This window comes from Enterobacter cloacae complex sp. OE43NF (assembly GCF_023544405.1).
Classification (GTDB): Bacteria; Pseudomonadota; Gammaproteobacteria; order Enterobacterales; family Enterobacteriaceae; genus Enterobacter; species Enterobacter cloacae.
In genome coordinates, this window is sequence record NZ_JAMJFW010000027.1 from 21,686 (window position 1) to 36,318 (window position 14,633).

15 protein-coding genes are annotated in these 14,633 nt (G+C 55.5%); 9 read left to right on the forward strand and 6 right to left on the reverse strand.

Features of this window, described 5'->3' with window-relative positions; translation table 11 throughout:
• Positions 1-69 precede the first annotated feature (69 nt).
• The gene (pgl, locus tag M8370_RS13945; protein ID WP_013097511.1) at positions 70-1,065 is read right to left on the reverse strand and encodes a 6-phosphogluconolactonase; all 996 of its coding nucleotides are present in this window, start codon (positions 1,063-1,065) and stop codon (positions 70-72) included.
• Positions 1,066-1,205: 140 nt separating this feature from the next.
• Here pgl and M8370_RS13950 point away from each other — a divergent pair, with 140 nt between their 5' ends.
• A complete protein-coding gene (locus M8370_RS13950) occupies positions 1,206-2,024 on the forward strand; it encodes a pyridoxal phosphatase (protein ID WP_095907525.1) in 819 nt (272 codons plus the stop codon).
• Here the strand turns inward: M8370_RS13950 and modC are convergent, their stop codons facing one another.
• The 4 genes from modC to M8370_RS13970 all read right to left on the reverse strand — a co-directional run bounded on the left by modC (position 2,025) and on the right by M8370_RS13970 (position 4,876).
• A complete protein-coding gene (gene modC / locus M8370_RS13955; protein WP_029882496.1) occupies positions 2,025-3,083 on the reverse strand; it encodes a molybdenum ABC transporter ATP-binding protein ModC in 1,059 nt (352 codons plus the stop codon).
• Between the two features lie 2 nt (positions 3,084-3,085).
• Positions 3,086-3,775, reverse strand: coding sequence for a molybdate ABC transporter permease subunit (gene modB / locus M8370_RS13960; RefSeq protein ID WP_013097514.1), 690 nt, complete (start codon positions 3,773-3,775; stop codon positions 3,086-3,088).
• A complete protein-coding gene (gene modA / locus M8370_RS13965; RefSeq protein ID WP_023621276.1) occupies positions 3,772-4,548 on the reverse strand; it encodes a molybdate ABC transporter substrate-binding protein in 777 nt (258 codons plus the stop codon). The genes modB and modA overlap by 4 nt, the downstream gene beginning before the upstream one ends.
• 178 nt (positions 4,549-4,726) lie before the next feature.
• Positions 4,727-4,876: an AcrZ family multidrug efflux pump-associated protein gene (locus tag M8370_RS13970; RefSeq protein WP_013097516.1), complete on the reverse strand. Its 150-nt coding sequence runs from the start codon at positions 4,874-4,876 to the stop codon at positions 4,727-4,729.
• 129 nt (positions 4,877-5,005) lie between these two features.
• On the opposite strand from M8370_RS13970, the gene modE reads away from it, so the two are divergent.
• The 7 genes from modE to gpmA all read left to right on the forward strand — a co-directional run bounded on the left by modE (position 5,006) and on the right by gpmA (position 12,770).
• Positions 5,006-5,794: a molybdenum-dependent transcriptional regulator gene (gene modE, locus M8370_RS13975; protein WP_250021208.1), complete on the forward strand. Its 789-nt coding sequence runs from the start codon at positions 5,006-5,008 to the stop codon at positions 5,792-5,794.
• Between the two features lie 67 nt (positions 5,795-5,861).
• Entirely contained in the window at positions 5,862-7,334 is a 1,473-nt protein-coding gene (gene modF / locus M8370_RS13980; protein WP_023622344.1) for a molybdate ABC transporter ATP-binding protein ModF, read from the forward strand.
• A gap of 201 nt (positions 7,335-7,535) precedes the next feature.
• Positions 7,536-8,552: a UDP-glucose 4-epimerase GalE gene (galE, locus tag M8370_RS13985; protein ID WP_023622345.1), complete on the forward strand. Its 1,017-nt coding sequence runs from the start codon at positions 7,536-7,538 to the stop codon at positions 8,550-8,552.
• A 9-nt stretch (positions 8,553-8,561) separates the two neighbouring features.
• Positions 8,562-9,608 (forward strand): galactose-1-phosphate uridylyltransferase, encoded by a 1,047-nt coding sequence (gene galT, locus M8370_RS13990; RefSeq protein WP_250021209.1) that lies wholly within the window; start codon positions 8,562-8,564, stop codon positions 9,606-9,608.
• A 3-nt stretch (positions 9,609-9,611) separates the two neighbouring features.
• Entirely contained in the window at positions 9,612-10,760 is a 1,149-nt protein-coding gene (gene galK, locus M8370_RS13995) for a galactokinase (RefSeq protein WP_250021210.1), read from the forward strand.
• Positions 10,754-11,797 (forward strand): galactose-1-epimerase, encoded by a 1,044-nt coding sequence (gene galM / locus M8370_RS14000; protein ID WP_149896560.1) that lies wholly within the window; start codon positions 10,754-10,756, stop codon positions 11,795-11,797. Before galK ends, galM begins: the two co-directional genes overlap by 7 nt.
• 220 nt (positions 11,798-12,017) lie before the next feature.
• A complete protein-coding gene (gene gpmA, locus M8370_RS14005) occupies positions 12,018-12,770 on the forward strand; it encodes a 2,3-diphosphoglycerate-dependent phosphoglycerate mutase (RefSeq protein ID WP_008501111.1) in 753 nt (250 codons plus the stop codon).
• A gap of 61 nt (positions 12,771-12,831) precedes the next feature.
• On the opposite strand, the gene aroG is transcribed toward gpmA, so the two are convergent.
• Positions 12,832-13,884 (reverse strand): 3-deoxy-7-phosphoheptulonate synthase AroG, encoded by a 1,053-nt coding sequence (gene aroG, locus M8370_RS14010; RefSeq protein ID WP_013097523.1) that lies wholly within the window; start codon positions 13,882-13,884, stop codon positions 12,832-12,834.
• A gap of 304 nt (positions 13,885-14,188) precedes the next feature.
• Here aroG and M8370_RS14015 point away from each other — a divergent pair, with 304 nt between their 5' ends.
• A complete protein-coding gene (locus tag M8370_RS14015; RefSeq protein ID WP_020685076.1) occupies positions 14,189-14,566 on the forward strand; it encodes a YbgS-like family protein in 378 nt (125 codons plus the stop codon).
• Positions 14,567-14,633 lie beyond the last annotated feature (67 nt).

Consider the following 14,633-nt stretch of genomic DNA (forward strand, 5'->3'; position numbering starts at 1 on the left):
TGTCCGTTAATGCAGTACCATCGGGCATAAAAAAACCTCGCGTTCGCGAGGTTTTTTGTTTTAAGCCGCTTAGTGAGCGTTTACCACTACCCACATTGGCCCCTGGCCTACCGCATAGCGCCCTTTCTCTTCCAGCAGGCCCTGCTCGCCTTTGATTTCGTACAGGGCGATGTGGTGAGACTTCTGCCCCGCTGCAATCAGATATTTACCGCTGTGATCGATATTAAAGCCACGCGGCTGCGTTTCCGTCGGCTGGAAGCCTTCTACTGCCAGCACGCTGCCGTCTTCCGAGACGCTAAAGATGGTGATCAGGCTGGAAGTACGGTCACAGGCGTAGAGATGGCGACCATCCGGCGTAATGTGAATATCCGCCGCCCAGCGGGTATCCGAGAAGTCAGACGGCATCATATCCAGCGTCTGCACGCACTCAATCTGCCCGTTAGGATCTTTCAGTTCCCAGACGTCCACTGAACTGTTCAGCTCGTTGACCACGTAGGCGTACTGCTGGTTTGGATGGAAGACCATATGACGCGGGCCTGCCCCCTCTACGGTGGTCACTTCAGCCGGATTCTGCGCCACCAGGTGACCATCGTCGCTCAGGGTAAACAGGCAGATACGATCCTGCTTCAGCGCCGGTACCCACAGTGTGCGGTTGTCCGGGGAGATATTCGCCGAGTGGCAGCCTTCCAGCCCTTCCACCACATCCACGGTTTCGACCGGAATGCCCTCTTCCAGACGCGTCACGCTGACACAGCCCGCGTTATAGGAGCCGCTGAAAACAAAGTTGCCCTGGCGATCGGTTGAGATGTGGGTTGGGCTACCCGGCAATGGCGCTTCCGCAGTGTAAGTCAGCGCGCCGTCATCCGGAGAGATGCGGTAGGCCAGCACGCGAAACTCCGGGCGCACACCCACGTACAAGAAACGTTTATCCGGGCTGATCGCCATTGGTTGTACCTGACCTGGCACATCAACAACCTGCACCAGCGTGAGGGTCCCCTCGGCATTTAAACGCCAGACGTGGATCTGCTGGCTTTCAGGACTGGCGGTATAAACGGTTTGTTTCATGAATATTCACTCCTCACTGCGCATGAAAGTAGTTAACTTTTGACGGTGAATGCTGAATTGTCGACGGGAATTTTGACGCGTTCGCCTCTCGGTGTACCATCCCATCAGATCGTAAATTCAATATTAACCCGGAAAAACAAATGACCTCGCGTGTGATTGCTCTGGATTTAGACGGTACCTTACTGACGCCGCAAAAAACCCTTCTCCCCTCCTCCCTTCAAGCGCTTAAACGCGCGCAAGAAGTGGGATATCAACTCCTTATCGTAACGGGTCGACATCACGTTGCCATTCACCCTTTTTATCAGGCACTGGCGTTAGATACACCTGCAATTTGTTGTAATGGCACTTATTTGTATGATTATCAAGCAAAAAAGGTTTTAGAATCCGACCCACTGCCGGTTCCCCAGGCATTGCAGTTAATTGATCTACTGGATGAACATGCGATCCACGGCCTGATGTATGTCGATAATGCGATGGTCTATGAGCGCCCGACCGGCCACGTAATCCGCACCACCAACTGGGCTCAGTCTCTGCCAGAAGCGCAGCGTCCGGTCTTTACCCAGGTCTCTTCCCTGCGCCAGGCGGCTCAGGATGTTGAGGCTATCTGGAAATTCGCGTTGACCGATGAAGATACCACCAAACTGAATACCTTCGCGAAACACGTTGAAGAGGCGCTGGGTCTGGAGTGCGAATGGTCCTGGCATGACCAGGTGGATATCGCCCGTAAAGGCAACAGCAAAGGTAAACGCCTGACGCAGTTCGTGCAGTCTCAGGGGTGGTCAATGCAGGATGTGATCGCCTTTGGCGATAACTACAACGACATCAGCATGCTGGAAGCCGCCGGAACGGGCGTGGCAATGGGCAATGCCGATGACGCGGTGAAAGCGCGCGCTAACGTGGTGATTGGCGATAACACCACCGACAGCATCGCGCAGTATATTTATACCCACCTGCTGTAATCAGGTGGTAATGGAGACGCTCTTGATTTGCGCGTAAAGCCACAGGCCAGGTTTGATCCCTAACTCATCCCTGGCCCACGGGCTGATCCGTGCCCAGAGCGTCCTGCTCCCCACCTCAAGCTGCACCTCTACCTGACCGTTATCATCAAAACACTCGGCGACCTTCGCGCGCAGGATATTTCGGATACTGGTCTGCAGCGGAGGCTGTAAAACCAGAGAGACATCCGACGCCTGAATACGAATACGCAGCGCCGACTGCAGGGGCTTGTCGATTTTATTCACCCACAGGTGCTGGTCGCCCAATGCCAGGGCGGTCATCGCGTAATGCGGGTGGTGCTCCAGCACGCTCACCTTCAGGATACTGCTCTGCTGCTCCCGGGGCAGCCACGGGTGCATGACGCTACTGCCCCAGACCTCTTCAAGATTGCCAAACGCCTTTACGCTGCCGTTTTCCAGCACCAGTACGTTATCCGCCAGATGCAGAATTTCATCCAGGGAGTGGCTGACGTACAGCATCGGGATCTTGATTTCACGCGCCAGGCGCTGGAGATACGGCAGGAGTTCACGTTTGCGCGGAATATCCAGCGAGGCCAGCGGCTCATCAAGCAGCAGGAGTTCGGGGGCGGTGAGCAACGCGCGCCCTATCGCCACCCGCTGTTTCTCACCGCCGGAGAGCGAGGAAGGCAACCGGTCAAGCAGTGGCTCAATGCCCAGCAGCGCCACCAGCTTGTCAAACTGCGCGGCCATGCTTTTGGCCATGCCGTAACGCAGATTCCCGCGCACGCTGTAGTGCGGGAATAACCGCGCATCCTGAAACACATAGCCAATGCGCCGTTTATCCGGCGTCAGGTAAATCTTGTTTTCAACGTCATTCAGGACGCGATTATTCAGCACAATGCGCCCTGCCTGAGGACGTGTCAGGCCACCGATCGCATTAATGAGCGAGGTTTTCCCGGCGCCGGAGACCCCAAAGATGGCGGTGATGCCGGTGGCAGGCAGCGTCTCGTCCAGTGTAAGGGTGTGGTTTCCCAGCGTCTGGGTGAAATGGAGTTCCAGCATAACTATTTCCCCATCCGCTCGCGGCTGAGTCGCGCCAGCCATTCAGAGACCAGCAGCGATATCAGCGCCAGCACAATTGAGATAACGCACAGACGCGCCGCAGCACCTTCGCCACCCGGCGTCTGTATCAGCGTATACATGGCCGAAGGGATCGTCCGCGTTTCACCGGGGATGTTCGAAACAAAGGTAATGGTGGCACCGAATTCACCCAGCGAACGGGCAAAGGCCAGTACCGTACCGACAATAATGCCCGGCAGCGTGAGCGGTAGCGTAATGGTGAAAAAGACGCGCCAGCGCCCGGCACCCAGCGTGCGGGCGGCCTGTTCCAGTTTGATATCCACCCCTTCCAGCGCCAGGCGGATAGCCCTCACCATCAGCGGAAATGACATCACCGCCGCGGCCAGCACCGCACCGCGCCAGCTAAAGGCAAAGGTCAGCCCGAACCAGTCGTACAGCCATTGGCCGATAAACCCGCGTCGGCCCATGGACACCAGCAGCAGATATCCCACCACGACGGGCGGCAACACCAGCGGAAGATGGAGAACGCTGTCAAGCAGCGCTTTGCCGGGAAACTTACAGCGCACCAGCAACCAGGCAAAGAAGATCCCAAAGGGCAAACTTAGCGCAACCGCCAGGGAAGAGACTTTCAGGCTCAGCAGTACAGCCTGCCATTCAGGATCGGTCAATATCATTCGTGAGTCGTAAATCCATAACGTTTAAAGATTGCGGACGCTTCCGGCCCCTTCAGGTACGCCTGGAAGGCCGTCACGGTCGCATTTTTATGTCCATCAACAATCGCAACAGGATATTCCACTTTTTTGTGGGCGTCTTCCGGGAACGTGCCAACCACTTTGACCCCCTTGCTGGCAACGGCATCCGAGCCGTAGACAATGCCCAGCGGAGCCTCATTGCGCTCCACCAGCGCCAGCGCACCGCGTACATCTTCCGCCGGCGCCAGATCTGATGACAGTGTCTGCCACGCGCCCAGTTTCTGCAGGGCCTCTTTCGCGTAAATCCCAGCCGGTACATGGTCCGGATCGCCCACTGCCAGCCGGCCACCGTTCAGAAGACGCGTCCAGTGAGTCTCTTTGTTGATGGTGATGTCACCCTGCGGACTGGCTTTTGGCGCGACCACGACAAGGCTATTCCCCAGCAGCGTTTCGCGGGTTGTCGTATCCACGGCTTTCTTATCAACGGCGTAATCCATCCATTTCTGATCGGCAGAGATGAACAGATCGGCCGGTGCCCCCGCTTCTATCTGGCGCGCCAGTGTAGACGAAGACGCAAAAGAGGAGACGACGTCGACGTTCTTCTCTTTTTTATACGCAGCAGCAATATCCTGCATCGCATTCGTCAGCGACGCCGCCGCAAAAACCGTAATTTTACCTTCGTCGGCCAGCGCGTGTCCGGTCAGCGAAAGTGCCAGCGTTGCCCCTGCGAAAAAGCGTACCCCTGTACGTGCCATCTGTAGCTCCTGTGAGTTTCGTTATATACGCAATAATATAACGACAACGCCGGAGATATCCCAGCGTTAAATCGTACCGATCAAGAGGTACAATTACCGGATGCTTTAAATCATATCGGCGATGACGAAAAATACTTGAGAGCAAAACGCCCGGGCAAGCCGGGCGTTTTGTGGGGAATCAGTGCTGCTTTTTAGCGCGGTCTCTGTGACCAATGTTCGAAAAGACGTTGAACACTTCACCCAGGCCGTAGATGGCACCGAGGATGATGGCCATCACTACTGGTACCATGATCACGGCGAATACCAGACTTTTCAACAACTCTAACATGGTTTTCTCCAGATATTGTGGACGGCTTATTCTACCCTGAAAAGTAAGAAAAACATCCCCTTTTGTGCGGTCCCCTTTGCGCCCTGTGCCATTTGGTTCACAATAGCCCTTTTGTCAGGACACTCCGTTATGCAGGCTGAAATTCTCCTTACCCTACGACTTCAGCAGAAGCTTTTCGCCGATCCGCGACGTATCGCCCTGCTTAAACAAATAGAACAAACGGGTTCAATAAGCCAGGGGGCAAAGAACGCGGGCATTAGTTATAAAAGCGCCTGGGACGCGATCAACGACATGAATACCCTGAGCGAGCAGATGCTGGTTGAGCGAGCCACGGGCGGCAAAGGGGGCGGTGGCGCCGTGCTGACCCGCTACGGCCAGCGTCTGATTCAGCTTTATGACCTGCTGGCCCATATCCAGCAGAAAGCGTTCGATGTGCTAAGTGACGATGATAACCTCCCGCTGGACAGCCTGTTAGCCGCCATTTCTCGCTTCTCACTCCAGACCAGCGCCCGCAACCAGTGGTTTGGCACGGTCACCGCGCGCGATAACGGGCAGGTCCAGCAACATATCGAGATCCTGCTTGCCGACGGTACCACCCGCCTGAAAGCCGCGATTACCGCCCAAAGCGGAGAGCGTCTGGGGCTGGATGAAGGCAAGGAGGTGCTGGTGTTGCTGAAAGCGCCGTGGGTCGCAGTGACGCGCGATGCCGAACGCGCCAAAGCGGCAGACAACCAGCTGCAGGGCACCATCCAGCACATTGAACGTGGTGAAGCGCAGTGTGAGGTCCTGATGACCCTGCCGGACGGCCAGGTGCTGTGCGCGACGGTTGCCCTGAGCGAGGCGCACGAATTAGAAGAAGGTGCTGTAGTCACCGCATATTTCAACGCAGACCGGGTAATTATCGCCACATTGTGCTGAGCAGATTGACAAGCGTGTCGACAGTGAGTATCCCTGACATCTGATGCTGCAAAAAATGGGATAAATCATGTCATCATTGCATATTTCGCAAGGTACGTTTCGTCTTGGCGATACCCGAACGCTGACGCTGCCAGATTTAACACTCCATGCGGGTGAAAGCTGGGCATTTGTGGGCACCAACGGAAGCGGCAAGTCCGCGCTGGCCCGAGCGCTGGCCGGAGAGCTCACCCTGCTTAAAGGTGAACGCCAGAGCCATTTTACGCGTACGACGCGCCTGTCGTTTGAACAGTTGCAGAAGCTGGTGAGCGATGAATGGCAGCGTAACAACACGGACCTCCTCAGCCCGGGCGAAGAAGACACGGGCCGCACAACGGCAGAAATTATTCAGGATGAAGTCAACAATCCTGCCCGTTGTCAGCAGCTGGCGGAGCAGTTTGGCATCACCGCCCTTCTCAACCGCCGCTTCAAATACCTTTCTACCGGCGAGACGCGTAAAACGCTGCTCTGCCAGGCGCTGATGAGCGAACCTGAGCTGTTAATCCTGGATGAGCCGTTCGACGGTCTGGACGTGCAGTCCCGCGCCCAACTGGCGGACCTGCTGGCCTCGCTTAACCAGCAGGGCTACACCCTTGTGCTGGTGCTTAACCGTTTTGATGAAATCCCGGATTTTGTGCAGAACGCCGGGGTGCTGGCGGACTGCAGCCTTACCGAAACCGGCGAAAAATCGGTACTGCTAAAGCAGGCGTTGATTGCCCAACTGGCGCACAGCGAAAAGCTCGACGGCATTACCCTGCCCGAACCCGATGCCCCTTCGGTACGTCTCGCTTTAGATCCCAATCAGCCGCGGATTGTGCTGCGTGACGGGGTGGTCTCTTATGACGATCGTCCGATCCTGAATCATCTCAGCTGGACGGTTAACCCGGGCGAACACTGGCAGATTGTCGGTCCCAACGGCGCGGGGAAATCGACGCTGCTGAGTCTGATCACCGGCGATCACCCGCAGGGCTACAGTAACGATCTGACCCTGTTTGGCCGCCGTCGCGGAAGCGGTGAAACCATCTGGGATATCAAAAAGCATATCGGCTATGTCAGCAGCAGCCTGCATCTGGATTACCGGGTCAGCACCACCGTACGCAATGTGATCCTCTCCGGGTACTTTGATTCCATCGGTATTTATCAGGCGGTATCGGACAAACAGCACAAGCTGGCCCAGCAGTGGCTGGATATTCTGGGGATGGACAACCGGGTCGCTGATGCGCCGTTTCACAGTCTGTCCTGGGGGCAGCAGCGTCTGGCATTGATCGTCCGGGCGCTGGTGAAACACCCGACCCTGCTGATCCTCGATGAGCCGCTTCAGGGGCTGGATCCGCTGAACCGCCAGCTGATCCGTCGCTTTGTGGATGTGCTGATTGGCGAAGGTGAGACCCAGTTACTGTTTGTCTCACATCATGCTGAAGACGCACCGGCCTGCATCACGCACCGTCTGGAGTTTATCCCGGACGGTGAGCACTATCGCTACCTGCTGAGCAAAATCGATTAACTTCCGGAGGGTGCCGCCCTCCGCTTTTCAGATAACCTGCAGTGATACTTCTTTATCTGTTTGATCTACAATGCGACTGGATCAAAAAAAAGCGGGTTTGAAAAACAGTGTAAACGATTCCACTAATTTATCCCATGTCACACTTTTCACGTCTCTGTTATGCTATGGTTATTACATACCATAAGCCTAATGGAGCGAAATATGCGAGTTCTGGTAACAGGTGGTAGCGGTTACATAGGAAGTCATACCTGTGTGCAACTGCTGCAAAACGGTCATGATGTCATCATCCTCGACAACCTGTGCAATAGTAAGCGCAGCGTGCTGCCTGTGATTGAACGTCTTGGCGGAAAACAGCCGACTTTCGTCGAAGGTGACATCCGCAATGAAGCGTTGATGACCGAGATCCTCCACGACCACGCCATTGAAACGGTGATCCACTTCGCTGGCCTGAAAGCGGTCGGTGAGTCGGTCGCGAAGCCGCTTGAGTATTACGACAACAACGTCAACGGTACCCTGCGTCTTATCTCCGCCATGCGCGCGGCGAACGTCAAAAACTTCATCTTTAGCTCATCCGCCACCGTCTACGGCGATCAGCCCAAAATTCCTTACGTTGAAAGCTTCCCCACCGGTACGCCACAAAGCCCGTACGGCAAAAGCAAACTGATGGTGGAACAGATCCTGACCGACCTGCAAAAAGCACAACCGGAGTGGAGCATCGCCCTGCTGCGCTACTTCAACCCGGTCGGCGCCCATCCGTCAGGCGATATGGGTGAAGATCCGCAGGGTATTCCGAATAACCTGATGCCGTATATCGCACAGGTGGCGGTGGGCCGCCGCGAGTCGCTGGCGGTGTTCGGCAATGACTATCCAACTGAAGATGGCACCGGCGTGCGTGATTACATCCACGTTATGGATCTGGCCGACGGCCACGTGGCGGCAATGCAGCAGCTGGCCGACAAACCGGGCGTGCATATTTACAACCTCGGCGCCGGTATTGGCAGCAGCGTGCTGGATGTGGTTAACGCTTTCAGCAAAGCCTGCGGTAAGCCGGTCAACTATCACTTCGCCCCCCGCCGCGAAGGAGACCTCCCGGCATACTGGGCTGATGCAACCAAAGCCGATAAAGAGCTTAACTGGCGTGTTACCCGCACGCTGGATGAAATGGCACAGGATACCTGGCACTGGCAGTCTCGCCACCCACAAGGTTATCCGGACTAAGGATCCGTCATGACTTCATTCAATCCCGTCGATCATCCGCATCGTCGTTTTAACCCGCTTAGCGGGCAATGGATTTTGGTGTCTCCGCATCGCGCCAAGCGCCCCTGGCAGGGGGCGCAAGAGACGCCTGCAAAACAGACGCTGCCACAGCACGACCCGGACTGCTTCCTGTGTCCGGGCAACACCCGCGTAACGGGAGATAAAAACCCGGACTACAAAGGCACCTTCGTTTTCACCAACGATTTTGCCGCGCTCATGACCGACACGCCGGACGCGCCGCAGAGCGATGATCCGCTGATGCGTTGTGAAAGCGCCCGGGGAACCAGCCGCGTGATCTGCTTCTCGCCCGATCACAGCAAAACGCTACCGGAGCTTAGTGTTGATGCGCTGAAAGAGGTGGTGAGCACCTGGCAGGCACAAACTGCGGAGCTGGGCCAGACTTATCCGTGGGTGCAGGTATTCGAAAATAAAGGCGCCGCGATGGGCTGCTCTAACCCGCATCCACACGGGCAGATCTGGGCGAACAGTTTCCTGCCCAACGAAGCCGAACGAGAAGATCGCCTGCAAAAAGCCTATTACGCGGAAAACGGCTCCCCGATGCTGGTGGACTACACCCGGCGTGAACTGGCCGACGGTAGCCGTACTGTGGTCGAAACGGAACACTGGCTGGCCGTTGTACCGTACTGGGCGGCGTGGCCCTTTGAAACGCTGCTGCTGCCTAAAGCACATGTTCAGCGCATTACGGATCTCAGCGACCCACAGCGTGACGATCTTGCGCTGGCGCTGAAAAAGCTGACCAGCCGTTACGACAATCTGTTCCAGTGCTCCTTCCCGTACTCAATGGGCTGGCACGGCGCACCGTTTAACGGCGAAGAGAATCAACACTGGCAGTTGCATGCCCATTTCTATCCGCCGCTGCTGCGTTCTGCGACGGTGCGTAAATTTATGGTGGGCTATGAAATGCTGGCGGAAACCCAGCGTGACCTGACGGCAGAACAGGCCGCAGAACGCCTGCGTGCCGTTAGCGATGTCCATTATCGCGAATCAGGAGTCTAATAAATGAGTCTGAAAGATAAAACACAATCCCTGTTTGCTGAAAAATTTGGCTACCCTGCCACCCACGTTATCCAGGCACCTGGCCGCGTAAACCTGATTGGTGAACACACCGACTACAACGACGGTTTTGTTCTGCCCTGTGCCATTGATTACCAGACGGTGATCGCCTGCGCAAAGCGCGATGACCACAAAGTGCGCGTGATTGCGGCGGATTACAGTAATGAGATAGACGAGTTTTCCCTCGATGCCCCGATTGTTATCCACGACAGCCAGCAGTGGTCCAACTATGTGCGCGGCGTGGTGAAACATCTGCAAAAGCGTAACAAGAATTTTGGCGGTGCAGATCTCGTCATCAGCGGCAACGTGCCACAAGGGGCCGGTTTAAGCTCGTCGGCATCCCTGGAAGTGGCGGTGGGAACCGTCTTCCAGCAGCTGTACCATCTGCCGCTGGACGGGGCGCAAATCGCACTGAACGGCCAGGAAGCGGAGAATCAGTTTGTGGGCTGCAACTGCGGCATCATGGACCAGCTTATCTCCGCGCTGGGCAAAAAAGAGCATGCGTTACTGATTGACTGCCGAACGCTTGGAACCAAAGCCGTTCCCCTGCCAAAGGGTGCCGCGGTCGTGATTATCAACAGCAACTTTAAACGTACGCTGGTGGGCAGCGAGTACAACACCCGCCGCGAGCAGTGCGAAACCGGCGCACGCTTCTTCCAGCAGTCGGCCCTGCGCGACGTGACGCTTGATGAATTCAACAAAGTGGCGCACGAGCTGGATCCGGTAGTGGCAAAACGCGTTCGTCATGTGCTGACCGAAAACGCCCGAACCGTTGAAGCCGCTTCCGCGCTGGCAAAAGGAGACCTGAAACGTATGGGGGAACTGATGGCAGAGTCCCACGCCTCCATGCGCGATGACTTCGAAATCACCGTTCCGCAAATCGACACCCTGGTGGAGATTGTCAAAGCAGTCATCGGCGATAAAGGCGGTGTACGCATGACGGGCGGTGGTTTTGGTGGCTGCATCGTCGCTCTGGTGCCGGAAGATCTCGTCCCGGCCGTCCAGTCGGCGGTGGAGAAACAGTACGAAGCCAAAACGGGCATTAAAGAAACGTTCTATGTTTGTAAAGCATCACAAGGAGCCGGACAGTGCTAAACGAAACGCCAACCCTCGCACCGGATGGTCTGCCGTATCGCCTGTTAACCCTGCGCAACAGCGCGGGGATGGTTGTTACGCTCATGGACTGGGGTGCCACCCTACTTTCCGCCCGCGTACCAATGCCAGACGGCAGCGTGCGCGAAACCCTTCTCGGCTGCGCCTCGCCTGAGCAGTATATCAACCAGGCCGCCTATCTTGGCGCGTCCGTCGGGCGCTATGCGAACCGCATTGCGAAAAGCCGTTTTGAGCTCGACGGTGTTCGCTACACGTTGCTGCCAAGCCAGGGTGAGAACCAGCTGCATGGTGGACCGGAAGGATTTGACAAACGCCGCTGGAAAATTGTCCAGCAAAACGACCGGGAAGTGCTGTTTTCACTTGACTCGCTGGATGGCGACCAGGGATTCCCGGGTAACCTTACCGCGTTTGCACGCTTTACGCTGACCGACGACAACCGTATCGCCATTGAATACCGTGCGACGGCCGATAAGCCGTGTCCGGTCAACCTGACCAACCACGCCTACTTCAATCTGGACGGTAATCAGTGCGATGTGCGTAACCATAAGCTGCAGATCCTTGCGGATGCCTATTTGCCGGTGGACGAGATGGGCATTCCGTATCAGGGTCTGAAGCCCGTGGAAGGTACCAGCTTTGACTTCCGCAACGCAAAATCCATCGCCCAGGATTTCCTGAGCGATGACGATCAGCGCAAGGTGAAAGGTTACGACCACGCGTTCCTGCTGCAGGCACAAGGCGATGTGAAACAGCCTGCTGCACAGGTCTGGTCTGCGGATGAAAAACTGCAGATGACGGTCTACACCAGCGCCCCTGCCCTGCAATTCTACTCCGGTAACTATCTTGGCGGGACAACCGCACGAGAGCACGGCGAGTACAGCGACTGGCAAGGTCTGGCGCTGGAAAGCGAGTTCCTGCCGGACAGCCCGAACCATCCCGAATGGCCACAGCCGGACTGTGTGCTGCGCCCGGGTGAAGAGTACGTCAGCGTCACCGAGTATCATTTTACTCCGCACGCTTAACCTCCGGCCGCAACATCGTCAGCCCTCCCCTGGAGGGCTTTTTTCTGCACGCCTTGCTGAAAATAGCGCCAATCGCAGACAAAATCATAACCCTGGATTCACAAGCACCTTACACTCAGAGACTATTTTCGCTATGGTTAGGGTTAAGCGTTGCTGCTGGCACGGCCACGGCAATATAATGAGAATTGTTATCATTCTAAAAATGCTTGAGGAGTAAGAGATGGCTATTACTAAGCTGGTTCTGGTGCGCCACGGCGAAAGCCAGTGGAACAACGAAAACCGCTTCACCGGTTGGTACGACGTTGATCTGTCTGAGAAAGGCGTAAGCGAAGCAAAAGCAGCAGGTAAACTGCTGAAAGAAGAAGGCTTCAGCTTTGATTTTGCTTACACCTCTGTGCTGAAACGTGCCATCCACACCCTGTGGAACGTGCTGGACGAGCTGGATCAGGCCTGGCTGCCGGTTGAGAAATCCTGGAAACTGAACGAGCGTCACTACGGTGCGCTGCAGGGTCTGAACAAAGCCGAAACCGCTGAGAAGTACGGTGACGAGCAGGTTAAACAGTGGCGTCGCGGCTTCGCGGTCACCCCACCAGAGCTGACCAAAGATGACGAGCGCTATCCGGGCCACGACCCGCGTTACGCGAAACTGACCGACGCTGAGCTGCCAACCACCGAGAGCCTGGCGCTGACCATCGACCGCGTTGTTCCTTACTGGAACGAAACCATTCTGCCACGCCTGAAAAGCGGTGAGCGCGTGATCATCGCCGCTCACGGTAACTCCCTGCGCGCGCTGGTGAAATACCTGGACAACATGGGTGAAGACGAGATCCTCGAACTGAACATCCCGACTGGCGTACCGCTGGTGTATGAGTTCGACGAAAACTTCAAGCCAATCAAACACTACTATCTGGGTAACGCGGATGAGATCGCAGCGAAAGCCGCGGCTGTTGCGAACCAGGGTAAAGCGAAGTAATTTTCGCCGGGCATAAAAAAAGCGCGGAGCCTTCCGCGCTTTTTTATTAGTGCCGGAAGAATCAACCGCGACGGGCTTTTACCGCATTCGCCAGCTGACGCAGGATGGCGTCGGTATCTTCCCAGCCAATGCAGGCATCCGTCACGCTCTTGCCATAGACCAGCGGCTCGCTGCCTTCGAGGTTCTGGTTACCCTCAACCAGATGGCTTTCAATCATCACCCCTATCACCGCTTTCTCGCCGCCAGCAATCTGCTGACAAACATCTGCGCCGACTTCCATCTGCTTTTTAAACTGCTTGCTGGAGTTGGCGTGGCTGAAGTCGATCATCACCTGAGGCGGCAACCCGGCTTTTTCCAGCCCGACCTTCACTTCCGCGACATGTTTTGCGCTGTAGTTAGGCTCTTTACCGCCGCGCAGAATGATATGGCAGTCACCGTTACCGCTGGTGTTAACAATGGCAGAGTGACCCCATTTGGTCACGGACAGGAAGCAGTGTGGTGCCCCTGCCGCATTGATGGCATCAATAGCGACTTTGATGGTGCCATCGGTACCGTTTTTAAACCCCACCGGGCAAGAGAGGCCGGACGCCAGTTCACGGTGAACCTGAGATTCAGTGGTACGCGCGCCAATGGCGCCCCAGCTCATCAGGTCTGCCAGATATTGTGGCGTAATCATATCCAGGAACTCACCGGCGGCAGGCAGGCCACTGTCGTTAATCTCCAGCAGCAGCTTGCGCGCAATACGCAGGCCGTCGTTAATCTGGAAGCTGTTGTCCATATGCGGATCGTTAATCAGCCCTTTCCAGCCAACGGTGGTGCGCGGCTTTTCAAAGTACACGCGCATCACAATTTCCAGCTCATCTTTAAGCTCTTCGCGCAGCTTAAGCAGTCTCGCGGCATACTCTTTTGCCGCGGCAGGATCGTGGATTGAGCACGGGCCAATCACCACCAGAAGACGATCGTCATTACCTTTCAGGATCTTGTGGATCGCTTTACGAGCATGAGAAACCGTGTTTGCGGCATTTTCAGTGGCGGGGAATTTCTCAAGGAGTGCTACAGGAGGTAATAACTCATTGATCTCTTTAATGCGTAAATCGTCGTTCTGATAATTCATCTTCTTTCCAGCTCTGCCATATCTTTTGTAATGAAAGCAATCCTTTCAATCTATCTTGTCGACCAGGAAGTGTAAACACGGTTTTACACTTCACGCAGATAATTCCTGGAATTCGCCTAAAAATCGCCACAAAATAGCGAAAAACGAGATCTAACCTAAGCTTTTTAACTGTAACAACCATTTTTGCTTTATTAAACGCGATTCCCTACTGACGTAAGTCCGTCTGGCGGGATCTTTCGCCTCTGAAAAAGATGCACTGTTGGAGAATGTTATCCAGCGTAACGACAAGAACAGGAGCACCATGATGAAAATGACGAAACTGGCAACTCTCTTCCTGACGGCAACCCTCACCCTGGCAAGCGGCAGCGTTCTTGCGGCTGAAACGAGCTCATCGGGTAACGGCGATGCTAACGCGGCTGCGTCAGCAGGCCAGGTGGCCCCTGATGCCAAACAGAATGTCGCCCCGAACAATGTCGATAACAGCCAAATTAATAACGGGAACACCAACACCGGCGGCACGATGCTGCACCCTGATGGTACCGACTCCGGCACCATGAATCATGACAATATGAGCAAGGATGAGGTTCACAAAAACACAATGTGTAAAGACGGCCGTTGCCCGGACGCGAATGACAAAGTGGGCGATGATGCCAATACCAAAACGGATGGTACAACCCAGTAACCGGTTATTGATTTAACTGCGAAAGGAGAGCTCAGGCTCTCCTTTCTTTTTGAGTAACTTATTAAAA